15 protein-coding genes and 2 pseudogenes are annotated in these 24,900 nt (G+C 72.5%); 9 read left to right on the top strand and 8 right to left on the bottom strand.

The features are described 5' to 3' along the window. The 3 genes and pseudogenes from ACFC1F_RS34380 to ACFC1F_RS34390 form a co-directional block, all read left to right on the top strand. Nucleotides 1-183: pseudogene (locus tag ACFC1F_RS34380) on the top strand (ABC transporter permease); the annotation flags it as partial. A 139-nt stretch (nucleotides 184-322) separates the two neighbouring features. Continuing rightward, nucleotides 323-1,030, top strand: a complete 708-nt coding sequence (locus ACFC1F_RS34385; RefSeq protein WP_376164332.1) for a FadR/GntR family transcriptional regulator — start codon at nucleotides 323-325, stop codon at nucleotides 1,028-1,030. A gap of 598 nt (nucleotides 1,031-1,628) precedes the next feature. Further along, nucleotides 1,629-4,463 carry a glycoside hydrolase N-terminal domain-containing protein gene (locus ACFC1F_RS34390; RefSeq protein ID WP_376164334.1) on the top strand — a complete coding sequence of 945 codons (2,835 nt, stop codon included), beginning with the start codon at nucleotides 1,629-1,631 and terminating at the stop codon, nucleotides 4,461-4,463. Nucleotides 4,464-4,670: 207 nt separating this feature from the next. Here the strand turns inward: ACFC1F_RS34390 and ACFC1F_RS34395 are convergent, their stop codons facing one another. After that, nucleotides 4,671-12,236 carry a LamG-like jellyroll fold domain-containing protein gene (locus tag ACFC1F_RS34395; protein ID WP_376164336.1) on the bottom strand — a complete coding sequence of 2,522 codons (7,566 nt, stop codon included), beginning with the start codon at nucleotides 12,234-12,236 and terminating at the stop codon, nucleotides 4,671-4,673. A gap of 355 nt (nucleotides 12,237-12,591) precedes the next feature. Between ACFC1F_RS34395 and ACFC1F_RS34400 the strand changes: the two genes are divergently transcribed. Continuing rightward, nucleotides 12,592-13,113 carry a hypothetical protein gene (locus ACFC1F_RS34400; protein ID WP_376164338.1) on the top strand — a complete coding sequence of 174 codons (522 nt, stop codon included), beginning with the start codon at nucleotides 12,592-12,594 and terminating at the stop codon, nucleotides 13,111-13,113. Nucleotides 13,114-13,154: 41 nt separating this feature from the next. Here the strand turns inward: ACFC1F_RS34400 and ACFC1F_RS34405 are convergent, their stop codons facing one another. Then, nucleotides 13,155-13,316, bottom strand: a complete 162-nt coding sequence (locus tag ACFC1F_RS34405; protein ID WP_376164340.1) for a hypothetical protein — start codon at nucleotides 13,314-13,316, stop codon at nucleotides 13,155-13,157. A 431-nt stretch (nucleotides 13,317-13,747) separates the two neighbouring features. Between ACFC1F_RS34405 and ACFC1F_RS34410 the strand changes: the two genes are divergently transcribed. Both ACFC1F_RS34410 and ACFC1F_RS34415 read left to right on the top strand, forming a co-directional pair. Further along, the gene (locus ACFC1F_RS34410; RefSeq protein WP_376164342.1) at nucleotides 13,748-14,500 is read left to right on the top strand and encodes a hypothetical protein; all 753 of its coding nucleotides are present in this window, start codon (nucleotides 13,748-13,750) and stop codon (nucleotides 14,498-14,500) included. Nucleotides 14,501-15,216: 716 nt separating this feature from the next. Continuing rightward, entirely contained in the window at nucleotides 15,217-15,420 is a 204-nt protein-coding gene (locus ACFC1F_RS34415; protein WP_376164344.1) for a hypothetical protein, read from the top strand. A gap of 411 nt (nucleotides 15,421-15,831) precedes the next feature. Here the strand turns inward: ACFC1F_RS34415 and ACFC1F_RS34420 are convergent, their stop codons facing one another. From ACFC1F_RS34420 to ACFC1F_RS34430, 3 genes are all read right to left on the bottom strand, one after another. Then, complete coding sequence (locus ACFC1F_RS34420; protein ID WP_209412865.1) at nucleotides 15,832-16,242, bottom strand: hypothetical protein; 411 nt, start codon at nucleotides 16,240-16,242, stop codon at nucleotides 15,832-15,834. Nucleotides 16,243-18,357: 2,115 nt separating this feature from the next. After that, on the bottom strand, nucleotides 18,358-18,645 hold the full coding sequence (locus ACFC1F_RS34425) for a hypothetical protein (protein WP_376164346.1): 288 nt from the start codon (nucleotides 18,643-18,645) through the stop codon (nucleotides 18,358-18,360). Nucleotides 18,646-19,693: 1,048 nt separating this feature from the next. After that, nucleotides 19,694-20,290, bottom strand: coding sequence for a GNAT family N-acetyltransferase (locus ACFC1F_RS34430; RefSeq protein WP_148647327.1), 597 nt, complete (start codon nucleotides 20,288-20,290; stop codon nucleotides 19,694-19,696). 519 nt (nucleotides 20,291-20,809) lie between these two features. Between ACFC1F_RS34430 and ACFC1F_RS34435 the strand changes: the two genes are divergently transcribed. Further along, nucleotides 20,810-21,382, top strand: a complete 573-nt coding sequence (locus ACFC1F_RS34435; protein ID WP_376164348.1) for a hypothetical protein — start codon at nucleotides 20,810-20,812, stop codon at nucleotides 21,380-21,382. Nucleotides 21,383-21,859: 477 nt separating this feature from the next. Here ACFC1F_RS34435 and ACFC1F_RS34440 read toward each other — a convergent pair whose 3' ends face one another. From ACFC1F_RS34440 to ACFC1F_RS34450, 3 genes are all read right to left on the bottom strand, one after another. Beyond that, nucleotides 21,860-22,252 (bottom strand): hypothetical protein, encoded by a 393-nt coding sequence (locus tag ACFC1F_RS34440; protein WP_376164350.1) that lies wholly within the window; start codon nucleotides 22,250-22,252, stop codon nucleotides 21,860-21,862. Beyond that, a complete protein-coding gene (locus ACFC1F_RS34445) occupies nucleotides 22,236-22,451 on the bottom strand; it encodes a hypothetical protein (protein WP_376164352.1) in 216 nt (71 codons plus the stop codon). Before ACFC1F_RS34445 ends, ACFC1F_RS34440 begins: the two co-directional genes overlap by 17 nt. A gap of 150 nt (nucleotides 22,452-22,601) precedes the next feature. Next, the gene (locus ACFC1F_RS34450; RefSeq protein ID WP_376164354.1) at nucleotides 22,602-23,081 is read right to left on the bottom strand and encodes a DUF308 domain-containing protein; all 480 of its coding nucleotides are present in this window, start codon (nucleotides 23,079-23,081) and stop codon (nucleotides 22,602-22,604) included. Between the two features lie 156 nt (nucleotides 23,082-23,237). On the opposite strand from ACFC1F_RS34450, the gene ACFC1F_RS34455 reads away from it, so the two are divergent. Beyond that, nucleotides 23,238-23,543, top strand: coding sequence for a hypothetical protein (locus ACFC1F_RS34455; protein WP_376164356.1), 306 nt, complete (start codon nucleotides 23,238-23,240; stop codon nucleotides 23,541-23,543). Between the two features lie 863 nt (nucleotides 23,544-24,406). Continuing rightward, a pseudogene (locus ACFC1F_RS34460) lies at nucleotides 24,407-24,604 on the top strand (DJ-1/PfpI family protein); the annotation flags it as partial. Nucleotides 24,605-24,900: the final 296 nt, after the last annotated feature.

A 24,900-nucleotide genomic window follows, 5' to 3' on the forward strand; every position in this document is an offset into this window, starting at 1 on the left:
AGCCTCAACGGCGGCCGCGGCACCCTCTTCGGCGCCCTCACCGGCGTGCTGACCCTCCAGCTCGTGGTCAACGTCATGACCCTCGCCGGCGTACCGCCCCTGTGGAACCAGTTCCTCAACGGCGCGATCATCATCGTCGCGCTGATCATCTCCCGCTTCGCCTCCGGCGAGAAGCAGGAGTAGCAGGACCGACGACCCCCGAGCCGCCGGAGCGGCGCGACCAGCCCGGCGGGCACTGGTCGCGCCGCTCCGGCCCCCTGTTCCGTCACCGCGGGACAGCCGCTTCGCAGGCCCGTACGTTCCGTACCAGAGGGGACCAGACATGTCGGTAACCGATCAGGCCATCGAGCGGATCAAGGAGATGATCCTCTCCGGCGCTCTCCAGCCCGGTGCCCGGCTGCCCAACGAGGCCGAACTGGCCGACCAGCTCGGGCTGTCCCGCAACTCCCTGCGCGAGGCCGTCCGCGCACTCACCGCGATGCGGATCCTCGTCCCCAAGCAGGGCGACGGCACCTACGTCTCCGGCCTCGAACCCCACCTCCTCCTGGAATCGCTCGCCTTCGCCGCCGACGTCTCCCAGGGCCACACCGCCGGCCAACTCCTCCAGGTGAGGCGCCTGCTGGAGCCGCAGGCCACCGCCCTCGCGGCCGACCGGATCACCGGGCCGGGCCTGGCCGAGCTGCGCGCCATCCTCGACCGGAGCGCCCGGGACATCAGCATCGAGGAGTTCGTCGAGCTGGACATCGCCTTCCACCGCACCATCGCCGACGCCGTCGGCAACCCCGTGCTCTCCACCCTGCTCGGCATCCTCTCCACCCACACCCAGCGGCTGCGCATCGTCCGCGGCATCCGGCACGCACCCGCCCGCGAACAGGCCCACCGGGACCACGAAGCCATCTGGCGGGCCCTTGCCGCGGGTGACGCCCTCCTCGCCGCCAGCGCCAGCTCCGTGCACGTCGCCGCCGTCGAGGACTGGCTGGCCACCGGGATCCCCACCGACTCCCCCGGCCTCGACACCGGTACCACATGACACCCGAGGCCCCGGGCCTCCGTCCCTGTGCGCCCGGCGCCCAGCGCCCCCAACCCGAAGGGAGGACCGGCTTTCCTCCTGCCCGGTCACCCAGGAGAACGTCGACGACCCGTCGCCGTGGGCCAACCACGTCATCGGCTGACGGACGACAGCTGTTCCACCGTGAGCGCGCTCTCGGCAGGTAGACATCGGATATTTCGTCTTGGCCGGCCAGGGAAGACCCCCTGGCCGGCCGACGCTTTCCGGGGCGGCGTCAGCCCGAAGCCCCTGCCACCGGCGAGGAAACTCCCTGTACAGGACGGTCAGAGGCGAGGTTTGCAGTACCGCCCGGCCCCCGACCGGCACGGGGACTTCCCGACGGGGCTGCGAGAACCATTGACCATACATCCGATGATAGCTAGATTCCCGCCGTCGGCAGCACACCCCCACCCCTACGCCGACCCGACCGGTCGAACCGGGCGAACCTCCGCAGCCGCCCCGGGGAAGCGCAGCGCAGACGCGATCGGTGCCGGATCGGCAGCGGCTGCGCGGCCGGTGCGGCGAAGGCACCCGCGAGCAGGACGCACCCGGCCGACCGATCTCCGATGAAAGGACCATCGTGAGCCACCCTCGCCCCGAGCCCCTCTCCGTTCCGTCCCGCCGCAGTGTCCTGCGGGCCGCACTGTCCCTCGGTGCCGTGCTGGCCGTCTCCTCCCTGCCGGAGTTCACCGGGCGCGCGGCCGCCGCCCGCCCCGCCTCGGCCTCGCTGGTGCCGGACGGCCAGGCCGTCACGCTCCGGTACCCCTCGCCCGGCACCGAGGCGCTGATCATCGAACAGGGCCTGCCGATCGGCAACGGCCGGCTCGGCGCCCTGACCACCGGCGACCCCTCGCGCGACGCCTTCTACCTCACCGACGCCACCCTGTGGACCGGCGGTCTCAACGCCGTACTCGGTTCGGACGGCCAGTTCCCCTACGGCACCGACGACTTCGGCACCTTCGGCCTGCTCGCCAAGGCCTACCTCAACATCGCCGCCCACGCCGCGTCGGCGATCAGCGGCTACCAGCGCCGGCTCGACCTCTCGAACGGCCTGGTCACCGCCACGTACCGGCTCGGCGAGGTGACCTACCGGCGCGAGGTCTACAGCAGCCACCCCGACGACGTGATGGTGATCCGGCTGAGCCAGAGCGGCGGCGGCAGCTACACCGGCAGCCTCACCCTGGCCGGTACCCGTGGTGAGGCCGTCACCGCCGATCCGCTCGGAGCCTCGGTCTCCTTCACCGCCGCCCTGCCCAACGGCCTGACGTACGCGACCGTCCTCAAGGCCGTGGGCACCGGCGGCACCGTCGCGGCCACCGGCAGCCAGGTCACCTTCAGCGGCTGCTCCGAGGTGCTGCTGGTGGTCAGCGGTGGCACCAACTACGCGGCCGGCGCTGCCGCCACCGGCTTCAAGGACGCCACCCGTGACCCGCTGGCCCTCGCGCGTGCGGCCGCGGCCTCCGCCGCCGCGGTGCCCGCGGGCTCGCTGCTGGCCACCCACGTCGCCGACTACCAGCGCCTCCAGCAGTCCATGACCGTGAACCTGGGCACCTCCACCGCCGCCCAGCGGGCCATGGACACCCCCGCCCGACTGGCTGCCCGGGCTGCCACCGGCGCCGCACCCGACCCCGAACTGGAGGCCTCCTACCTGCAGTTCGGCCGCTACCTGGCCATTACCGGCTCTCGCAGCAGCCTGCCCGCCAACCTCCAGGGGCTGTGGGTGGACCGCAACGACCCGGACTGGATGGGCGACTACCACACCGACATCAACGTCCAGATGAACTACTGGCTGGCCGACCGGGCCGGGCTGTCGGAATGCTTCGACGCCTTCGCGGACTACTGCGTCACCCAGTTCCCGTTCTGGCAGGACACCACCCTGAAGCTCTTCCAGGACTCCCGGAACGGCTTCCGCAACACCTCGGGAAAGGTCGCCGGCTGGACGCTGGGAATCTCGACCAATCCGTGGGGCGGCAGCGGCTGGTGGTGGCACCCGGCCGGCAACGCCTGGATCTGCAACTCGCTGTTCGAGCACTACGAGTACACCGTCGACCGGGCCTATCTGGCCCGGATCTACCCCCTGCTCAAGGGCGCCTGCGAGTTCTGGCAGGCGCGCCTGATCGTCACCACCGTCACCGACCCCGACACCGGCGCCTCCCGACAGGTACTCGTCGACGATCACGACTGGTCTCCCGAGCAGGGCCCCACCGACGCGCTCGGCATCACGTACGCCCAGGAGCTCGTCTGGCAGCTCTTCCAGAACTACCGGACCGCCGCCGCGGCCCTCGGCCTCGACGGCGCCTTCGCCGTGACCGTCGCCGACCTGCAGAACCGTCTCCACCTGCCGCAGGTCAGCCGGACCACCGGTCGGCTGGAGGAATGGATGACCGACGCCGACCTCGGCGAGACCGGTCACCGCCACCTCTCACCGCTCGTCGGCCTCTTCCCCGGAGACCGCATCGACCCTCGCACCAGCCCCGCCGCGCTGATCGCCGGCGCCACCAACCTGCTCACCGCCCGCGGCATGCAGAGCTTCGGCTGGGCCTGCGCCTGGCGAGCCCTGTGCTGGGCCCGTCTCGGCAACGCCGACAAGGCCTACCAGCTGGTCACGACCGTCATGAAGCCCTCGGTCGACCACAGCAACGGCACCGGCATCAACATGTTCGACATGTACGGCATGGGCTCCAGGTCCACGTTCCAGATCGACGCCAACTTCGGCACGCCCACGGCCATGGTCGAGATGCTGTTGCAGTCGCGCCCCGGCCTGGTCGACCTGCTGCCCGCCCTGCCCTCCGCCTGGGCCGCCGCCGGCTCGGTCACCGGTGCCGGCGTCCGCGGCGGCTTCACCGTCGACGTCTCCTGGACGGCCGGCCAGGTGACCACGCTGACCCTGCACAGTGTCGGTGGGACCACCACCACCGTCCGCGCCGGCGGCTGGAGCAAGGACGTCACCGTCCCGGCCGGTGGCTCGGTCACCCTCACCCCCGACCCGATGCCGGCCGTCTGCCAGTTCGTCAACCGCCTCAGCGGCAAGGCCATCGACGTCCCCGGCGCATCCACGGCCACTGACGTCGCCCTGATCCAGTACACCCCCCACGGCGGCGACAACCAGCGCTGGCGGCCGGCCTCGGCCGGCCCGGGCATCTGGGAGTTCACCAACGTCCACTCCGGCCTGGCCATGGACGTCCGGGGCGGCTCGACGGCCGCCGGCGCCCCGATCATCCAGTGGACGCCCGGCCACAGCTCCAACCAGCAGTGGCGCCTGGTCGACGCCGGGGGCGGCTACGTGAAGATCGCCGGCGTCCGCAGCGGCCTCGTCCTCGGCGTCGCCGGTGGCTCGACGTCCGACTCCGCCGCCATCCAGCAGCAGACCGACACCGGGAGCACCGGCCAGCACTGGCTGATCCGCGCGTCCTGACGGCCACGCCGCACCGGATGGCCGACGCCGACTGCGGCGCCGTGCTCCGGTCCCGTGTGCGCGCCACGGCCGGTCCCGGCAGCGCCCACCACGGCGACGTGCCCGGCCTGGCCCCGACGGGGACCGGTCGGGCGTCAGGTCCGGGCCCTGGTGCGGGCCCTGGTCCGGGCCCTGGTGCGGGGCGGTCCCGCACCAGGGCCCGGGTGCTCAGGCCTCCACGCCGTAGTACTGGGCGAGGAAGCCGATCACGTCGGTGGCGTGCGGGAGCAGCTCCGGCAGTTCCCGGGCCAGCGTGGTGCGGGTGGCCTCGGCCAGTTCGGGCAGGCTCGTGGCGGCGGACTTCACGTACGGGTCGAGGCGGCGGACGAGTTCGTAGTTGCTCTCCACGTCCAGCTGCCGCATCGCCTTCTCCAGCGGGGGCGCGTCGGCCGGCGGGACGTCGGGCAGGACCCGGCTGACGAAGGTGACCCGGTGCAGGACCCGCCAGCACGGCGGCTTGCGGTCCGCCTGGCGGGCCTGGCAGAGCGCCGCCGCGTTGGGGTCGTTCCCGTTCGCCAGCCAGAGGGGGTCGACGACCTTGTTGAAGAAGGCGTCGAAGTGCTCGCTGTCCTCCCCGAGGTAGAAGCTGAGGAAGCGGTAGGCGTCCACCTTGCCCGGCACCTTGAGGGGCTGCCCGTCGCCGTCGAAGAGCGGGTTGCGGTCCTGGTCGTAGCTCTGCAGGTTGCTGCTGGGAGCGACCTCGACCTCCAGCCCGAAGGAGCGGGTGGCCTCCTTGCCGCGGGCCCGGGTGGTGGTCATCCCGCCGCCCACGGAGGCGTCGAGCTGGGCGCCGATGCCGATTCCGGCGATCTGGAAGGAGGTGCCGATCGAGGTGCCCACCGAGCCGGAGAGCGCGTACGAGCCGGCCGTGGTCTCGCTGACCACGTCGGTGGTCTCGGTGGTCTCGGCGAAGAAGCCGCCGGCGGCCGTCCAGACGTAGGTGTTGACCAGGTCGCGGCGGGAGAAGCCCTGCCCCGCGGCGCTGTCGGCGGTGTCCCGGCCGCGGGCCGGGGCGGCGTCCGCGCCGATCGCACCGCCGACCACCCGGCCGGCCCGCTGGGCGAGCGGGTCGGGGGTGTGGGTCTCGGTGGAGACGCTGTCGTAGTAGCTGTGCAGGCGCTGCTGGTCACGCTGGATGCGGCGCTTGAGCGCGTACGCCTCGCGGGGCTTGAAGTAGCTGTACTCGCCTCGCTCGCGAACCCCCTGGTAGTCGGGGTCGGCGACCTTCCCGCGTGCGTCGAAGCCGATGGTGCCGTCCAGGGTGCCCTGCTTGGTGTAGCGGGGGTTGATCGGGAACGGGACGACGTTCCAGTCCTTGGGGATGTCGGGGTTGGGCTGGATGCGGTAGGCGACCAGGGCGCCGCTGTGCGCCAGGCGCAGCGCGAAGACGTCGGCGGTCTGTGACTGGACGACGGCGAAGCCGGTGTTGGCCGGGACGTACCGGCGTCCGGCGGTGGGGTTGAGGACCCGCCCGGGGTCCTCCCAGTGGCCGGTGAGCGAGACCTTCGTGCTCCGGGCGGTGTTCTCGCCCTGGGAGACGGAGGTGTCCTCGGCCCAGCTGTTGGAGAACTCCAGGTTGCCGCGCACGCTCGCCGAGACCCCGCCCTTGGCGAGGGACTTGGCGATGCCGAAGCCGAGCGGGGCGGTGATCATCCAGACGTCGACGTCCACCTCGTTGGAGAGCGCGAAGCCGAAGGCGGCGTCCACGCTGCGCTCCTTGGCGGAGGACAAGGAGCGGACGACCTGTTCGGCCTCGGTGAGCCTGACCGAGGAGGCGCCCTCGAAGGTGTCGCTGCCGGGATCGGTCAGGCCCGCGGTGAGGTTCTCCGAGGGGACCGGCGGGGCGCCCTCGACGTAGCCGATCAGCTGCGGGTCGAACTGGATCTGGCTGACCCACTCGCTGACCAGCTCGCCGACCTTGTAGCCGGTGATCAGGTGCCAGCGGCCGTCCTGCAGGTAGCTGTAGGCGCGCTTGAGGACGCCGAACGCCTCGCCGCGCGAGCCGTACTGCATGTCGGCGTACTCGGCGACCGCCGGTGCGGCGGAGACGGTCCGGTGGAACGGGGTGCGCAGGCCGGCCAGGGCCGAGCGGACCTGGGCGGCGTCGTTGGAGACCGGGGCGGTGGAGAGGACGGTGCGCGGGCGGGTGGCCGCCTGGCCGAGGTCCAGGTGGTTGCCGCGCAGGCCCTCGTCGCGGACCTGGGCGGCGCTCGCCTCGGTGGAGTCCCGGTCGAACGGCCAGTAGGCGACCAGGTCCTCCTTCTCGCCCTTGATCCGGGTGAACAGGTTGTCCGTCAGTTGCTCGTGGGTGCGGGCGGTGCGCCAGATCCGCACCTCTTCCAGCACGCCGGCGAAGGCCTCGACGGGCTTGCCGTCCTTGAGCACCGCGCCCAGGGTCAGTTGCGGGTCTCCGCTGTCGGCGAAGGCGGCGGTGTCGGGCAGGCCCGGGGTGCCGGCCGGGTCGCAGGCGACGGCGACGCCGTTGCGGTACAGCCGGAAGAGGCTGCCGCGCGGGTCGGGGTTGCGGACCCAGCGGGCGCCGCGCAGCCGGGCCGGGTGCGAGCCGGTCGCGTCGGCGGTCGTGCTGCCCGTGTTCTCCTCGAAGCGCCAGTGCGCGACCAGGCCGCGGTCCCGGGCGGTGACGGCGGTGCCGAGCCGGGCCGCGTCCCGCGCGGCGGCCCAGATCCGGACCTCGGCGACCACCCCGGTCAGCTGCTGCACGGTGGCGCCCTCGCGGGCGCGGCCGAGCTCCAGCGGCGCGTCGTTGCCGCGCGGCCCGGGGCCCTCGTAGCGGGCGGCGCCGACCTCCCGGCCGTCCAGGTGGAAGCGGATGTCCTGCCACTCGCGCACCGCGACCGACTCGACCAGCTCGACGCTCTGGGTGACCGGCTTGCCGTCGGCCCCCGTGGCGGTGATCTGCTGGGTGCCCTTCTGCTCCTGCATCGAGCGGCCGCCCTTGCGGACCACGGCGATGCGGTGGAACTGCCCGGCCCGGACGCCCTCGGTGGAGGTGAAGCGTACGGCCCGGCCGTCGGGCTCCTCGAAGGCGAACTCCAGCCGGCCGTCCGGCAGGACGGCCAGCCGGTACGGGACGCTGCCGCCGACGCCGTCGGCGGTGCGGCCCTTGGAGAGCAGACCCTGGGTCTCGCCGAGGCGGTCGACGCGGGCGAACACCTCCAGGGTCAGGTCGTCGGCGATGTCCAGCGTGTCGTCGTCCGTCACCTCCAGGTGGGCGTCACCGGTCAACTCGACAGCCCAGGACTGCTGGTAGGCCAGGGCGAGGTGGCTCCACTCGCGCAGCGGGAACGTCTCCCGGCTGACGATCCGCCGTTCACCGACGGCCGCGACGACCCGGTAGCCGCCGTCGGCGATCGGGGAGCGCGCCGGGACGGGGGTGGGCATGCCGCGCAGTTCGGCGTGCCGGTTGTTGCCGGAGCGGTCGGCCAGGACCGCCGGGGTGCCGGGGGCGGGCACCGCGTACGTCCAGTAGCCGAGCAGTCCTGCCTCGTTGCCGGTCAGCCGCCGCCCCGGCTCGGCCCGGAGTTCGTCGCCCCCGCGGGCCTTGGACCAGAGCCGGACCTCGTCCATCCGGACCGAGGCGAACTCGCGGGGCCAGCACAGCACGGTGCCCAGCGAGAGCCGGCCCTGCCCGCGGTACGGGGCGTTGGCGGTGCGCCGGGCGATCTCCTGGCCGTCCAGGTAGATCACCTGCTGGCGGCTCTCCCGCTGGAAGACGCAGGCCCAGTGGTGCCACTTGGTGTCGGAGAACCGCTGGGTGGTGTCCAGGTCGTCGCCGTAGAAGGCGAACGTGAAGAAGCCGTTCTTGCGGAAGCCGATGTGCAGGCTCTCGTTGGTGCGCCCCTCGTCACCACTGTGCCCGACCACCATGTGCGGTTGACTGTCGATCTTGGTTCGCTGGGCCCAGAACTCCACCGTGAAGTCGCCGTCGCCGAAGCCGAAGGCGCCGGGCACCACGGCGGCGTCGTCCGTGCCGTCGAAGACCAGCCCGGAGGTCGCCTCGGTGCCGAGCAGGCCGAGGCCGTACGGGGTGTCCCCCGCGTTGACGTGCAGCAGCCGCGCCGGCCCCTCGGCCCGCTCCGGGTTGACCCAGGCTTCCAGGGTGAGGTCGCCCGGGGTCGCCGCCCGGGGCAGTTGCCCGGTGGGAAGGGCCAGGAAGCGGCCCTTCCCGTCGAAGGCGTAGGCGCGGCCCGGCATGTCGGCGCGCCAGCGGCCGCCGTGGCCGCGCACCAGGCCGTCCGCGCTGCCCAGGGGCAGCTCGGCGAGGCCGCCGGGGTCGACGGTGATCAGCCGGGAGCCCTCGGCGAGGGCGCTGCCGGGCTGCGAGGACTCCGACCAGCGGTGGTCGTAGCGCACCCGCTGCACGCTCATGCCGGGCTTCAGCAGGGTCTGGTCCGCGCCCGCGCCCAGGCGCAGCGACTTCGAACCGGCGGGGTGGCTGCCCTCGAAGCGGAAGCCGTGGCCGCCGACGGTCACGAAGCCGGGGCCGGCCAGCGGGGCGAGGGTGCCCTCGGTGAACTGCACGACGTCGCCGTCGATCCGCAGCACGGTGCCGATCGTCACGGGCTGTTCGGCCGCGCCGTTGACCACGGCGGCGAAGTCCTCGGCCCGGCGCGGCAGATGGGTCCACTTCTCGGTCTGGCCGTCGTGCCGGACGGTGAGGTTGACCTGCGCCGGGCCGTCCCCGGCCTCGACGGTGATCCCGGTCCCGGTGAGGTCGGTGTTCGCGTCCCGGGCCGTGAAGGAGGCCGTCCGTCCGCCGGCGGCCAACTGCCGGGAGGAGCGCAGCACCTGGGTGTCGTAGTAGGCGGCGAAGAACTGGCCGTTGCCGCCCCGGAAGTACAGCACGACGTTGCCGGTGGCACTGTCCAGCAGGAACGGGCGGTCGGCGGCGCGGGCGAAGCCCAGCAGCGCGCCGGATCCGCTCAGCCCGGTGCGGTCGACGACGAGCTGCGGCACCGGCAGGGCGATGTCGTCGGAGCCGCGCACGCCGCCGGTGAGCCGGCCCAGCTCCTCCTGCTTGGCGGCGAGGCCGGCCTGCTGGGCGGCCAGATCGCGACGCAGCTGGCCGAGCCGGTCCTGCTTGACGCCGAGGAGCTGGAGCCGGTCGGTGAGTTCGGCGATCTGCTGGTTCAGCCGGTCGGTGGCGGGGCTGGACCTCAGCGAATTGTCGATCCGCTCCAGGACCAGGATGCCCTCGCCGGAGGCGTTCGCCGTCGCGTAGTCGTACTGCACGATGCGGTCACCCTGGCTGTCCCGGGCCGCGATGGGCTTGCGGCTGCGGCGGCACACCAGACTGTGGCCGTTCCAGGTGTCGAGCGCGAAGTGGGTGGAGTCGTTGTCGGCCTCCCGGGAGTACTGGATCAGGGGGACGTCGTTGCCGGTCTCCCGACCGTCGACGTTCATGTCGAGACCGGAGTTGGCGTTCCTGACGAAGTAGCAGGTGATGCCGTTGAGCGTGGTGCCGGTCGGCTCGAAGGTCCAGATCGTCGACGCGGCCTGCTTGTCGGCGGTGCGCACCAGCGGGGCGACGGTGTCCTTGCGGTCACCCTGGACCGCGAGGTACTGGTCCTTGCCGTCCTTGGGCAGTTTGAACCGCAGCCGGTAGCGCCAGTAGGTGGGGTCGCTTTCCAGTGCGGTGCGCGCCTCGGCGCGTTGGCGCTCGACGTCCGGGATCTCCGCGGTCTCCAGTTGGAGGCGGGCGACCTCGGCCTCGGTGGCGGCGACGTCCCGGGCCAGCCGGGCCACCTGCGCGTCCAGTTCGCCGGCCGCGTCCACGTTCCCGCTGGACTCCGGCGCGGCCAGCACCGGCAGGGCCAGCTCCTCCGGGACCTGCGCCAGCCGGCCGTCCCGGCCCACCCCGAGGTCCACGGTGGCGACGTAGGCCTCCTCGGTGGCCTGGCCGGTCACCGGGTCGGGCCCGCCGGTCGTGCAGGCGAGCAGCACCCTCGCCTGGCGCTTGACCGGCCTGGCCGTCCGGCCGTAGCCGGCGGGCGAGGCCTCCTGCTGGTGGTGCAGCAGCGCGGACAAGCCGGAGACCACCCGGCGCCCGGTGAAGGCGAAGCCGCTCCGGCTCACCCCGGAGTCCTCGCCGACGGGGGCCTCGGAGGTGACCCAGACGGGGCCGCCGCTCAGCGCGGCGTTGCGGGCGTGGTCGGTCTGGTCGTGCAGCGTGGTGCCGGCGCCCTCGTCGAAGCGGTAGTAGACGGCCAGACCGGGTTCGTTACCGATCAGACGGCGGCCGCGGTCGGCGGCGATCTCGGCGCCACCGCGGGGGCGGAGCCAGATCCGCACCTCGTCCAGTTCTCCGCGCCCGTGCGAGCGGATGCCGCGCCCCAGGGTGAGTCCGCCGAGGCCGGCGTACGGCATGTCGGTGGTGCGGCGGCCGACTTCGACGCCGTCGCGGTAGACGATCTGCTCGCGGGTGTCCCGGACGAAGACGCAGGCCCAGTGGTGCCAGTCGGTGTCCGTGGTGCGCTGCGGGATGTTCAGGTCGTCGCCGTAGAAGGCGAAGGTGAAGGTGTCGTCCGGGCGGAAGCCGATGTGCAGGGTGCGCAGCCGGACGCCCTTGGAGGCGCCGTGGCCGATCAGGAAGTCCTCCCGGCCGCCGGTGGCGGTGCGCCGGGCCCAGAACTCCACGGTGAAGTCGGAGTCGGCCAGGTCGAGGGCACTGCTCGGCAGCTCCGCCACGTCGTCGACGCCGTCGAAGCGCAGCGCCGTCCCGGCCCGGCCGCCCTCGCCCGCCGCGGGCACCAGCGGTCGGCCGGTGAACGGGCAGGCGCCGGGCGCGCTCTCGTAGACGGCGTCCCGGTAGCGCGGGTCGGGGCTGGTCCAGGCCTGGGTGCCCTGGGTGTTGAACAGGCCGTCCCGGCTGCGCTCGACGCTGAAGCCGTCGATCCGGCCGGTGGCGTCGTTGTGCGCGAAGACCTGCCAGCGCTCCCGGCCGTGCACGGCGGTGGGCACCAGCAGGGCGGTGAACCGCCCCTCGGAGAGGTTGCGGACGAAGGACAGCTCCTGGGTCGGCTCGACGAACGGCTGCCCCTCCATGTCCTGCGTGCCCAGACTGTCCTTGGCGGAGTCCGGACGGCCCTTGTGCCGACTGCGCCGGTAGCGGACCTCGCGCACCGCCTTCAGCTCGCCGCCGGCCAGCACGAAGCGGTCGCACAGCAGGGTGGCGTCGACGACGGCGACCTTGCGCTCGCCGCCCTGGACCAGGTAGTCGGTGCGGGCCGGGTCTCCCGAGGAGCCGGTGCCGTCGGTGAGCCGGAACACCGCGTCGGGATGGTCGGCGCGTACCGACTGGCGCAGCACGTACACATGAGTGCCGTCGGAGAGGACGTGGAAGGGGGCGGCGGCGCCGAGCCGCGCCGTGCTCGACAGGAACCGGTCCAGCTCCTGCTCGTCCAGCCGCTCCGCCGCGTCCGCCTCGACCCGGCCGCCGCGCTTGACCACGGGCATCCGCACCGTGCCCGCCACCGCGTAGCCGACCCGCGCCACCTCCGCCGGGAAGCGCAGCGGCAGCGGGTCCGCCGACCAGTACGCCGCGTCCGCCTCGCCCTTCGCCTCGTCGTGCTGCGACAGGTCCAGGACGCTATAGACGATCCGCCGTTGGTCGTCCATCGCGAACGCGACCGTGCTGCCCTGGTGCCGCACGGTCGTGGTGTGCACGTAGGCGCGGTCGCTGTAGACCTTCGCCAGGTGCTGCGTCTCCGTCAAGCTGCCACCTCATGCAGGGTGGCCGAAGGGCTACCGACGGCCACACGATCAACACGGAACGTGCTCACGCTTTCACCGAAGGTGACTGCCCATCAAGACATTTTCCCGCCACGCCACATGGCCGATCGCGCCATCCGCCCCGGGCACCTCGGACTGGGAAGTCGGATCGCCGGCCATCGCTCGCAGGCCATCGCAGGCGGCTCGCCCTGAGCGCGTGCGCGGCCCCACTCCGTCGCGGCCGGGTCGCGACGGCCTCCCGTGGTGAGGCGCGGTTCCCGCCTCTGGGCGGTCCGGCCGGGACAGGGCGGTGATCGTGCCGCGGGGGATTGTCGGTCCTCGTGCCTACGATCACCGCATGCCTGATGCCTTCACCGTCCTGTGGACCCACGACACGTGCCGTGCGCTGCGGAAGGCGGGCCGCGTCGGCGAGCGGCCGCCGGTCGCCTTCAGCGGCGTCCACTCCTCGCTCCCGGCCTGGTTCGGCGCGCGCCCCGGCGACGAGGTGTACGCCCTGCACGTCAACCGACGCGTCGTGTCCGTGGTGAGCCGCATGCGGGTCGTCGACCTGGAGCGGCAGGAGTGCTGCGGCACCGCCCCCACGACCTGGAGCGATCCGGCCTTCCCGGGGCATGGCGACTGGTCCATGCTCGGCGCCGGAGGCTGCGGCGCCTCCGCGGTCCACGTCGACGCAACCCCCGTCCGCTTCGACCTGACCGTCCCCGGCGACCTGCTCGCCACCCTGACCTGGCGCAACCGCCGGAACCAGACCCGCGTGCTGAAGTACGTCGTGGACGGGCACCTGCGGCCCCGGACACCGACGGCCCGACAGCGCAGCCGGACGCGGCTGGAACGGCTGTCCTCTGACAGGCGATCTTGACCGGGTGCCAGGTGAGTTTGACCGGTCGGGCAGCTGGCAGGTCAGGTGTTCGGTCGGTCGCGGTGAAGCTCCGCGTCGCGCTCTCGGACGAAGTCCATCGCTTCATGGATCGTGCAGCCGGACGCGTCCTGGTACGCCTTGATCGCATGGATGATTCGGCCGCTCAGGATCTCGTGGTCCACGCTCTCTGGAAGGTTTTCCATGGGCTGACCGTACCGACAGGCGTTCGGCCGCGCCGGTCAAGATCTCTTGGCCGGTAGAGCTGGTCTGCGGCTTGGTCTTGTGCATCAGGGGGCCGCAGCAGAGTGGGTCAGGGCTGCCGAGTTGCTGTCTCGCGCCGTTCGAGCCACTCCAGGTGCCGAAGGTGTGGCGGCGTCCGTGGCCGTCAACGTACGGCTCGAAGGCGGCGGTGGGTGTGCTGGGGCCTGGCGGCCCGGCCGGCGGACCGGCGGACCTCCACGGGCCTGGTGGCGGCTGCCCGGGACCAGGACCGACCGGACCGGCCACGGGAGCAGCATGGCGCTGCAGGGGCCTGTCGGGGACGTCCTGCGGGCGGCGTCGGTCGGGGCGGCCGGGTGCCGCAGGAGAGACCGGGAGGGCCGGCTGGCCCGCGCCAGGTCGGTAGGCTCACGGGATGACAGGAGTGCTGGAGTTCGGCGCGCTGCTGGCGCGCCTGATGGGGCATCGAACGATCGACGCCTCCGTGCTCTCCACGGTGGTCGGCGCCGGCCTGGAGGAGTTGCAGACCGTGCTCGGCGGGCGGCCTGCGACCGAACGGCTGCTCAGGGAGCTTGGGCCGGTGCTCGGTCTGCACGCCGCCGACCTTTTCGTCCTGGCCGGGCGGCCGGTACCCGACGACCTGACACCGGTCACCCGCAATCCGCACTGGTCGGTCAGCCCCGTCGTCTACAACACGATGGTCATGCCCGCCGAGCACCGGCGCCCGCTCCTGGACGCGATCCGGGCGCAGCCGCTGGTACGGCGGGAGGGGCGGGGCGGGACCGACCGGCCGCACCACCGCTACGAGCCGGGCTTCGGCGCAGTGCTCCTGGAACTCGCGCACAGCCGGAACCTCACCTGGACATGTACGGCCAAGGCCCTGTACGCGGTGACCGACGGGCGGATCTACCTGTCGGCGTCCACCATCGGCGGGATCGGCCGAGGCACCGTCGAAGTGACCCCCGAACTGGTCGCCGGCTTCGCGGGCCTGCTCGGCATTCCCGCCCGCGATCTGGCGGCGCTCGGCGGCATCCGCCTGCCGGACGACCTGCCACCGCTCCACCCACGGGCCGCCGACGTGGCCGCCGTCATCTGGGAAGCCCGCCGCCTCACCACCGCCCAACTCCAGGAAGTCCACCTCACCTCCCACCACCTTGCCGACCGCTGACCGACTCCCCCGCCAAGGCACCGGAAACCACGAGGCCCACCACAACCGCGAACAGCCACCGGCGCAACACAGGACCCCAGCAGTGACGGCAGGCGGCCAGAGGCGGGGCCTGCGGCCCCGGACCGGGCAGAGACGGCACGGTGGGCAAGGGGGCGGTGACGGTGGCGGTGACGGTGGCGGCAGCCTGACAGCCCCCTGCGAGCGGGGCACCCCCGGAGCACCGGACACCCGGCAGGACGACTCCCCGCCCCCGGCGAGCAGCAGGGAGCAGCACGGCAGGACGGCCGGCGGCACGACGCGGCGAGGGCCCGGTGACGGCTGCCCAAGGCCGAGACCAGTCGGACCGGCCACGAGCACCCGCACCGCGCAGCCCGGGCCCGCCCGGAGGCCCTCGGGGACGTCCTCGACGGCGGGGCCGGCCACGGGCCGCCGGGCGCCGCTGGAGAGGCCGGTGGAGGCCTGCCCGGCCGTGCTGTCGCGTCCCCGCCCGGCACGGGGGAACGGGCCTTGTGCCCACGTCACACCACGCGACCACGCCCCCGCGACAGGACAACGCGACACGGGCCGCGACAGCACGGCCGTCGCCCCGGCGGCGGGGCCGGCGACGGCCAGGGTCGGGCGGCGGCTTAACAGCCCGTGTCTGTGACAAGCGGTCTTGACCGATCGGCAGGCAATATTGACCGGTGGAGTCGAACGCTCATCGGTACGGTCAGCTCATGGAAGAGCTGCCTGAGAGCGTGGACCGCGACATCCTGGACCGCCAGATAATCCGTGCGATCAAGGCGATCCGGGACGCATCCGGCTGCACGATCCACGAAGCACTCGACGTGTTCACACAGCGGTACGAGGAGCTCCGCCGTGATCGGCCTGGTGACTTTCGGCTGAGTCGCGAGGAGTACGGCCGGGACGTCTACACCTGATCCGATCATCCCGGCTTCGCTGTCACAGGTCAGCCGGCCGCCGCCGGGGCCCGGCACGGCGGCCTGTCGCGGGGGGTGCTGTCGCGCCCCGGCCGGACACGGGGAAACGACCCGTCCGCGCACGTCATAGGACGCGACAGCACCCGGCGCGACAACCCACGCGGCAGCAGGACGCGACAACCCCACCCACGGGCAAACCCCGGCTCGCGCCGGACCCCGGCACACGCCCCGGCGGCGGCGGGTACCCCAGGTGTGCGGGCCCGGACAGCAGCCACGGCCGGACAGCCCTCCCCGTCGGCGGCGGCCGGTGCAACACGGCGGGCGGAACACGCCCAGCCGGGCCCCTCCGAGCCACATAGCACCTGGTCAGACTTGTAGCACAGCCCCACGTCACATGTGTTCGGGGGACGCTCAGCCGTGGATCTCCCAGGCCTTCTGCGGGAACCAGTGGGGGAGGTCGTGGAGCGCCTCGGCGGGGAAGAACACCGGCCGGGTGAGGAGGCGGTCGCCCGCCCGCTGGACGTTGATCACCACACCCACGGAGTCCGAGCAGGGCACGCCCAGACTCATGTACGAGAGCTCGGGATGGCGTTCCTGCATCCACTGCCCCACCACGGAGGGAGTACGGCCGACAAGCGCGGTGCCCTCGATGGTGACCTGCGGTCCACGCAGGGCGTCGACCGCGATGCCGGCCAGCCGCCCGTCCTGGTAGTACAGGTGCAGGCCGAATTCCCGATACCGGTCTTCCCTGACCCTCCAGGCGTTGTTCTTCAACCCGCCGCTCCAGGTACGCCGCTCGGTGTCTCCGGTGACAGCGCTCATAGTGGCCGTCACCTCATCGGCACTCATACCGAAACGCAACGGCCCCACCGCCGTGAACGACTCCAGCACCCACTGCACACGCTCCTCATCCGGCCGCACACGCCACCACTCCTCAAACATGATCAACACCCTGCCCGACACCACCGACACGGGGAAACAAGCAGGGCACCACCCGGACCCCTGAACCCCGCAGGCCACCACCCAGGCGGCCTGACGCCACCCAGCAACGGCACCCAGCCAACCGGGCCGAGCCGGGGCCCAGCGAGGCAGGCAGGGACGCAGACCTGGCCAGGCCGGAGCGAGTCGCAGCAGACTCGGGCAGCGGCCACCCAGCCGGGATGGCGGCCAACAGAGACCCCAGCACGAGCCCGGCCGCCCGGCAGCCTGTCGCACTCACCTGTCGCGCCGCCACCACACACAGGGGATCAGGGGTATCCACCCACGTCACAGCCAGCACACGACATCACCCCACGCGACAGCAGGACACGACAGCACCAACCCACCCCGGACCACCACCAGAGCCACCAGAGCAGCCTGACGCCCCCCAGCCGTCCGGCCCGGAACAGCGGCGCGCAGCAAGGCCGCCGAAAGTGCAGCGGGACGACGACGGCGCCGGTAACCGGGACGGCGGCACAGCAGGCCCGAGACGACGGCGGCAGGCACTCGGGGCGCGCGGCTTGACGAGTGGGGCCGGTGCTGACGAGCCGTCCCTGGGCCCTTTCTCCCCGGACGCCGGTTAGGCCGTAACCACCCCCGCGCAGACCGGGAGGTCTGCCGTTCCGTCTCCAGTGCAGGAAACCCCGGTACCCGCCCCACCCGTACACCACCGTAGAAGCCCCTACCGACACCCTCTCCAGCCACCAGGCCGCCGAGCCCCACCACCAGGAGAAGGCCGGCCCCGACAACGGCCTGGACAGCCTCAGCACCAACACCACCGGACCGCGGCACCGGTGGCGGCCAGGACAGCCCTCCAGACGGCGCCGTAGCGCCTCGCGGGACACTGCCGATCCTCCCGGGGTCTCGGTCCCGTCGATGGGCGTCTCGGACGGCTTCCTTGGCCCGCTGCACGTCCTGCTCGGCCAGCTCCACCACACAGAACTCCCGATGGAGCTGGTACACCACCGCACCAAGGCAGCCCGGGTCTGACCTGCATTGGCAGACCAAACTACGGCCTTTCGAAGTTGAGTTGAGGCGCAGGTGGGTACAGTGCTGCCATCACCTTGCCAAACTCCAGACAACGGGGGCCGGTGGGCGACCGCTAGGGGGCGATCGCCTACGGGCAAGGGGCCCGGCACGCCTAACGTTGGGCGTGCCGGGCCCTGTCTCCCCTTCTCCGACGAGGCGACCTTCCCTGTGGACGCCTCGCGACGGTACGCAACCGCTTGCCGTCGTACGTCTGGAGCGGAAAGGTGAAGACGGTGTCCGAGCACAAGACGACGTGGGTCAAGGAGCTGGCTTCGAAGCTGGCCATCGCGGCGGCCGTGAAGGCGCTGCTGATGGTGGTCACCGAGCTGGTTCTGCGGCAGCACGACTGATTGGGGCACGTAGACCCTGTCGGAGCGGGCCCCACGTCCCCCTACGTGGGGCCCGCTTCTTTCTGGCATACAACTCTCCCGGCTGAGCTCTTGCGTCACTGTCGGCCCGCTCGAAGGCGTCAGCCACATCGCCACCAGGCTTGTCAGCCGGACCAGCGGGCGTGCCACCACACCGCGCCCGGCCTGACACCAAGCCACACGGCCAGCCTCCCGACCGCCCGGGCCGTTGTGCCTGTCCCGGCGCAGCCGGCGGTCCAGACGCAGCGGCGAGGAGGAGCAGCAGTGGGTGATTGCCGCGCAGTCACCCCCGGCCGAAGCAGAGCAGCGGGCCGGACACAGCGCCACCGAGCAGGACGAGCAGGCCGGGGACGGCGGCGCGAGGCGCGCAGCAGCGCCCTCGCCAAGCGGCCGGCACAGCACCAGGCACAGCAAGGCCGGCGGAGGCACGGCAGGGCGACGACGACGGCCCGGGGAGAAGCGGGAGCAGCCGGCCCCCGGCGACACCCGGCGGCACGGCAGCACGGCAGCACGGCAGCCAGGATGACCACGGCGCAGCCGGACACAGCCGACCGGGCCGGTGTCAGGAGTTCCGGTACAGCCGCGTGCAGCGGCCTCCGTCGGGCAGCGTCTCCCAGTCCCCGCGCAACACCGAGGCCGGCGAGACGTACCCCTGCCGGGCGAACTCCCGCTCGGCCTGCACGGCCCACGGCTCACCGACCGGGAACCCGAACCGGACATCGGCGGTCCCGGTCTCCACCACCGTGACATGCAGGCCATCCCCGGCCACCGGCCGCGGGTAGACAAGCGCCAGCAGCGCAGCACCCTGCGCCGCACCGACGGCCAGGACGGCATGCACCGCATCACCCAACGACGCCACCGGAACGGACGGATCAGGCAGATACCGACTCACACACCGACCCCACCCAGCCGACGCGGATACGCCGCACCAGCAGACCCGGACACCACCGGAACAGCATCCCAACGGAAAATTACAGCCGAATTCTTGAACGGAATACAGCGGATATTCAGGAACGACCAGGAACGCATTCCGACAGGCCGTCAATCCAGCCGGGCCCCGGGACCGCCTCCAGCCACCCGAAGCCACCCCCCGGGGCCCCGCGGCCGGCCCCGCCGGACCGCAACACGAACACCCACAGTAACCAGACCCGGAACACCCGGAACACCCCGAAACCGGAACACCATCCCACCCGAACAAGCCAGAATTGGTCTAGCAAACAGCGCAACAAGCACCCGCACCGCGGTCAGGTCACGCTCCCGAGCGCCTGCAGACCGGGCAACCGACAACACCCCGGGGCGGGTTCCGTCACCAACCCGCCGTCACGCGACCCCCGCAACGGACACCCGGGAAGACCCACCGGAGCGGCCTGCGGTGACCCCGAGCCAGGCCAGCCGCCCAACACAGCCCCGCAGCCAAGAGCAGCCGGACGGCCCGGGGAGCCCGGGGAGCCCGGGGAGCGGACGGGAGCCGCCGGGAGCGGACGGAGCGAGGTTCCGTCACCAGCAGCCGGTGACAGAAGCACCCGGCGAAGCAGCCCGTAGGCTGACCGGACTGCCCACCCCCCACACCATCGCCCGGAGGCGGGCAACGCGCGGAACGACCAGCGGGCAGGCGGAGTGGTCGCCGCCGGCCGCCGACACGGCAGCCCGCACAGCAGCAGGCCGGGAGCAGACGCCGGCGCACCGTGGGAACGGCAACGGGCCGGGAGCAGCCGGCGGGCGAGGTTCCATCAGCAGTGGCCGGTGACGAGAGCACCCGGCGAAGCCCCGACCCCGCCCGGGAGGCCGGTGCTCCTGGCGGCCGTGTACGAGGCACCCGGCCCGCCACCCCGACCACCCCCACCCCCACCCCCACAGCGGGGCGATGTCCGGGCCCGGCCTGTGTGGCCCTTCTCCGGTCAGGGCTCGACCGGGACGGCCGTCGTGTCCGCCGAGGATGTGGGGTGCCCGGTCCGAATCGCGTCCGCCGGGACCTCGAAGACGATGACGAGCCCGTCACGTTCGTTTCCCTGCTCGCCGACGCGTGTGAACCCGAAGCCCGCGACGGTGGCCAGGGAGGCGGTGTTGTCGGCACTGACCCTGGCCCGCACGGTCCTGACACCGGGTTCGGCGGCGGCCCTGACGAGCAGCTCCCTCAGCATGGCGCGGGCGTAGCCCTGGCGGCGGTACCCGGGCACGACGGTGAAGCCGACCTCGACCATGCCGTCCTCGTCCGGCGGCCCGTGGAACCCGGCGTCGCCGACCACGGCCCCGTCCGGTTCGGACACCGCGGCCCGCGTGATCCAGGGCGCGGCCGACGGATCCCCGGCGAGCTGGTCGGCGCGGTAGCCGAAGATCCAGCGGGCCCGGTCGCCGACGAAGTGCGGGTCGAGAGGGACACCCGCCTCGGCGCTGCCCCCGGCGAGGTCGCCGTCGGCGAGCGCCCGCAGCGCCTTCGCACTGAGCTCGACGAAACGGACACGCTTGGGGCTGGTGGAGTGAGGTTCGCTGTTCATCGCGGAGATGCTCGCCCAGCGACCGGAGGGCTGTCCACCGCTTTACGGCCCATCGGACATGGCGATCGTCTCTGTTTCCTTCGAGCTACGCCGAGGTGAGGCGGCGTCATGAGCGGCGCCACCAGGAGCCAGACCGCTTCTCCTCGGCCACCAGGGCTCCGGCGGCGGGCCCGCTCGCACTACACCTCCTCCAGCGCCTTCTGGTCGGCAACGAGCAGACCACGGCGCAGCTGGCGGCGTGCGCCCGGGTGTGGGAGCAGGCGGGCGAGGACGGGGCGGGGTGGAGTCGGCAACGGCCGGGCTGGTCTTGGACGGCGCTGGTCCGGCAGTACTCCCGGCGGTTGCCACAGCTGACGCCGATCTGGTTGCCCAATGCGCGGCGGGACGCGGTGTTGTGTCGGCCAGGTGGGGACGGTTTCATAGCGGTTCTGCAGGGCGGGCAATGTGGGGGCGTAGATGCTGGCGAGAGAGTATGGATACCGGGTGTCACCACGGTCGGCGGCCGACATGACTCCCGAGGTGCAGCAGCGCCTGGACCAAGCCGCCGAGCAGCGGGTGGCGGCGCTCCGCAAGTCCCCAGGGCAGATCGGCTGGTTTGTCGGCCTATGCGGTGCGCTGGGATGGCTGATAGACAACCCACCTGCAGGAATGTTCCCGGCGGGTCTTGCGGCCGGCCTCCTTGCATACGGAATCGCATGGCTGGGGACCCAGGCCGGTCTCAGGAAACCACAGCCCTGGCGGGAGATATTGGGAGCCCATCCCTGGCAGGTGTGGCCGTGCCGCATGGAGCAGGCCCCGGGTGAGACGGGCAAGAGGCTCCTGCTGCTCGCCCCGGATGGTGCTGTGGCGGCGGCTTTCCGGGGTGAGGTACCGGATCAGGTCTGGCGGGGGATGACGGATGGCCGGGGCATCGTATGGATCGCCGGTGATCTCCGTTTTGACGGCTTCGCCGCGCTTCCCGGCGGAGACCCGTGCTGGTACATCCAACCGGTCCCGACGGTGTCTGGGGGCAACGGCGGGTTGTCGGAAGAGATCCAGCAGCAACTGGTGCGTACTGCCATGACCTTTGCCTTCGACCAGTGGATCAATTGATCTATCGGAACCCGTCTTCACGCGATCGGCTCGGCCGGGCCGGTGCGCCGGGGTGCCGGTTCCGGGGTGGTGGGGCGGCCGGGGGTGAGGTGCTCGGATGACGGCGGCCAGGCCCACGGCTGCCTCCAGGAGGAGCGGGTCTTCGCCGGGCCGGTCGAGGACGGCTTGAACGGGGTGGAGCGCGGACTCCAGGGCGGCAGCCGGGGCCTGAACGTGGCGCAGCGCGGCGATGGCGTCGACGGCCTGCTCGGCGGGCCCTGGGGCGGGCTTCGGGGCGTCCAGCCGGGCCGGTGGGTCCAGGACGGCGGCTGGCCCCGCCCAGGACGGTTGCTGACGGCCTTGGGGGCGCTGGGGACCGAGGGCCCGTCGGGCGGACGACGGGGTTGCTCACGGGGCGTTCAACGAGTCCGCTCTGGGCCGGGTGGCGGGCGGCGGCCCTGGACGACGCAGCCGGCACCGCCGGCCGTAGGAGGCAGGTCAGCCGGCGGCCCTCTCGGAGGAGGGCTCGCCGGCCGCGAGGTAGTCGCGGGTCACTTCGGCCAGGTACCGCGCGAGTTCGTCCGCCCGCGTGCGGTCCGCTCCCGGGTCCGGGCCGGGCTGCCCGTGCGCGTCGGCGGCGGCGATGCCGGCGTCGACGTCGGCGGCGTAGCGCACCAGGGAGTCGTAGATCCGGGCAGTGGTCAGGAGGTCCAGCGGCACCCGGTCCCGGACCCGCCACAGCCGGACGGTCTCGGCCGTGTGGCGTAGCAGGGCGGTCACGAGGGTGGCGGGCATCATGAGCTCGCCGCCCTCGTGACGGTAGAGGACCAGGGGGAACCGATCGTCGTACCGGTCTTCGTCGCGGTGGTGTCGGTCAGGCCTGGAGGGCATCGAGCAGAGCAGTCTGCTGGGGGGCGAGCTTCCCGTCGGCGTGGGCCTTGTCCTGCTTGCGTAGCCACGCCCGGGGTCGGAAGGACGGGTCGCCTTCGCCGCCGGTGCGGTTGGCGGAGCGGTCCAGGGTTCCGCCGTCCTGCTGGAACGGGCGTGCGCCGTCCAGCTGACCGCCCAGGCGGCCGGTTTCGTGTCGCACTGGACCGACCACAAGGAGTCCCTGGAAGGACGCGCTCGCCTGGCCGCCCAGCCAGATCGAGGCCGGCTGGCACTACTGGGGACGGCGCGCGACGCGGTCCTGAGCAGCGGCCCCTCGTCCAAAGGCGAACGAGGGGCCGCATATGCCCGGCTACACCGCCGGCTCGGACGTCGCCGTCGCCGCACGCCAGGCGGCGATGACGTCGGCCGCCTTGGTCTCGAAGTCCGGGTCGCGCCAGGCGCCCGGCATGCCGATCACCGCCGGCAGCTTGAAGTCGCCGTGCTCCCAGTGGGTGACCCGCACGACGTCCCCGGAATCGGGGCGGCTGCGGTTCTTCCCGACCTCGACGTTGGTGATGTCCGCCCAGGCGAACCGCTTGCGGGAGCCCAGCGCCCCGGTCCACCAGATCTCGCGCTCGTCGAAGCTCACGCTGCTGAAGGCGCCCCTCACCTGGAGGAGTCCACCGATGATCAGGAGAACGCCGAAAGCCATGACGGCGGCAGTCCGGACGTTCATCGGGAAGAGCGAACCGCGGTACAGAAGGTAGGCACCACCGGCCAGGTAGAGCGTCGAGAAGATCCACTGGCGGCGTATCTGTGCCGGATGGAGACGGTGAGTCACGTGTTTCACCAGCGGATCTTGGCAGGTCGGACGCATCTGAGGAAGCGTCACCGTCGACCGGCGGCCGGCCGGGCAGGTGCTGGCCGGTACCCGCTGCCCCACCGTGCGGACGGGCCCGGCAACGCCGAGTAGCCGCCGGCGGCGGCACTGTCCCAGGGGTACCGGATGGTGCTGGCCGCGGTCACGCTGACCGAGGTCATCCGTGGGGACGGCCGGGACGCGAACATCAACCGAACGGTCGCCGCGTCCGGGCAGGTGATCCCGGTGACCGAGGAGATCGGCCGGGATGCGGGCAAGCTCCTGCGCTTGGCCGGGCTCGACGGCCGTTGCACGGTCGACGCCATGGTGGTCACGGTCGCGGCCCGGCAGGCCCGTCCGGTTGTGATCCTCACCAGCGACCCGAACGACATCAGCGCCCTGGTCGACGGGCTCGGCCTGCCCAAGGGCGAGATCACCGTTATTCCCGTCTGAAGGGCCGCGGTCCTGCCCGGTCCGCCCGGGCAGGAGGGTCCGGCTTGCGGGGCTCACCGGGTGCCTCCGGCAGCGGGGCGCAGCGTGCGGGCGGGCTGGCGGAGGGTGCGGGCCTGGCGGCGCAGGTCGTCGAGGTCGATGCCGGTGGCTGCGAGGAGGCGGAGGGTGGGGCGCAGCGGGTGCCCGGCGGCGGCAGCGGGTGGTTGTCCGGTCCGGGGTGCTGGTGTCGCCGTCGGCGCGGGTGTCGTCGGTGCCCGCGTCGGGCGGCTGCGGCGGACCCGGGGCCGGGTGGGCGGGACCTGCTCGCTGCGAGTGCGAGGGCCGCGGTGCGGGTGCGCTCCAACCAGCTCTCAAGCAGGGCCTGTGGGGGCTGGTCGACCACCACACCACCCGTGGTCCCAGCCCCGCCGGGCGCACCGACGAGCGGGTCGTGGCCGCGGTGAAGGAGACGGTCCGGCGCCGGCGCGGCCGCTCCAAGGGCACGGTGAAGGCGCTGTTCCCCGTCGCGGCCCGGATCCTTGCCGAGCGACACGGCGACGCGGTCGCCATGTGCTCGCAGGCCACCTTCTACCGGCTCGTGGCGGCGCTCACGGACCCTCGCGACGGCCTGCACGGGCACGGTGAAGGCGTTCCCGGCCCCCGGGAAGGACGGGTGTTCACCCCGACCGTGGCACTGCGCGAACAGGTGCAGATCGACACCACCCGCCTGGACGTCCTGGCCGTCTTCGACGACGGCACCCTGGGCCACCCCGAGCCTGCCGGCGCCGCTGGCCATCGCCGTGCCGCACGGCCTCGAAGGCCTCGCCGACGCCGACATCGTGCTGGTGCCCGGCCGCGACGGTGTTCCGCTGGAGCCTCCGCCCGTGGTCCTGGACGCACTGAGGGCCGCCGCGGCCCGGGGCAGCCGGATCGGCGCGATCGGCGCCGGGGTGTTCACCCTCGCCGACACCGGCCTGCTCGACGGCCGGCGCGCCACCACCGGCTGGCGCCACACCGAGGAGCTGGCCCGGCGGTACCCCCGGATCGAGGTCGACCTGGTCGGTGCAGCCGTCGCCGACGGCCCCTTCCTGACCTCCGCCGGGATCTTCGGCGGGATGGACGTGTGCCTGCACCTGCTGGCCGAGGACCACGGCGAGCGGACGGCCGGCGAGACCTCCCGGGAACTCCTCACGCCCCTGCTGCGGCACGCCGACCGCGTCCAGGAGTGCATCGACCGCGAGCTGGCCGACAGCGCGGGCCTCGAACCGACCCTGCGCTGGCTGACTGGGCGTTTCGTTCCTGGTTTTGAGGGTCAGGTTCCGCGCCAGGTGGGGGTGGATTCGCCAGTCAGGCGGCGGGTCATGAGGTTGATCATCGC

Source organism: Kitasatospora sp. NPDC056181, assembly GCF_042266225.1.
GTDB lineage: Bacteria > Actinomycetota > Actinomycetes > Streptomycetales > Streptomycetaceae > Kitasatospora.

Excerpts from the sequence above, each read along its gene's own strand:
- ACFC1F_RS34410 (WP_376164342.1), top strand. The coding sequence starts at position 13,748 with ATGACAGGAGTGCTGGAGTTCGGCGCGCTGCTGGCGCGCCTGATGGGG.
- ACFC1F_RS34415 (WP_376164344.1), top strand. The coding sequence starts at position 15,217 with ATGGAAGAGCTGCCTGAGAGCGTGGACCGCGACATCCTGGACCGCCAG.
- ACFC1F_RS34455 (WP_376164356.1), top strand. The coding sequence starts at position 23,238 with ATGGTGCTGGCCGCGGTCACGCTGACCGAGGTCATCCGTGGGGACGGC.
- ACFC1F_RS34420 (WP_209412865.1), bottom strand. The coding sequence starts at position 16,242 with ATGAGCGCTGTCACCGGAGACACCGAGCGGCGTACCTGGAGCGGCGGG.
- ACFC1F_RS34440 (WP_376164350.1), bottom strand. The coding sequence starts at position 22,252 with ATGCCCTCCAGGCCTGACCGACACCACCGCGACGAAGACCGGTACGAC.
- ACFC1F_RS34430 (WP_148647327.1), bottom strand. The coding sequence starts at position 20,290 with ATGAACAGCGAACCTCACTCCACCAGCCCCAAGCGTGTCCGTTTCGTC.
- ACFC1F_RS34400 (WP_376164338.1), top strand. The coding sequence starts at position 12,592 with ATGCCTGATGCCTTCACCGTCCTGTGGACCCACGACACGTGCCGTGCG.
- ACFC1F_RS34385 (WP_376164332.1), top strand. The coding sequence starts at position 323 with ATGTCGGTAACCGATCAGGCCATCGAGCGGATCAAGGAGATGATCCTC.
- ACFC1F_RS34405 (WP_376164340.1), bottom strand. The coding sequence starts at position 13,316 with ATGGAAAACCTTCCAGAGAGCGTGGACCACGAGATCCTGAGCGGCCGA.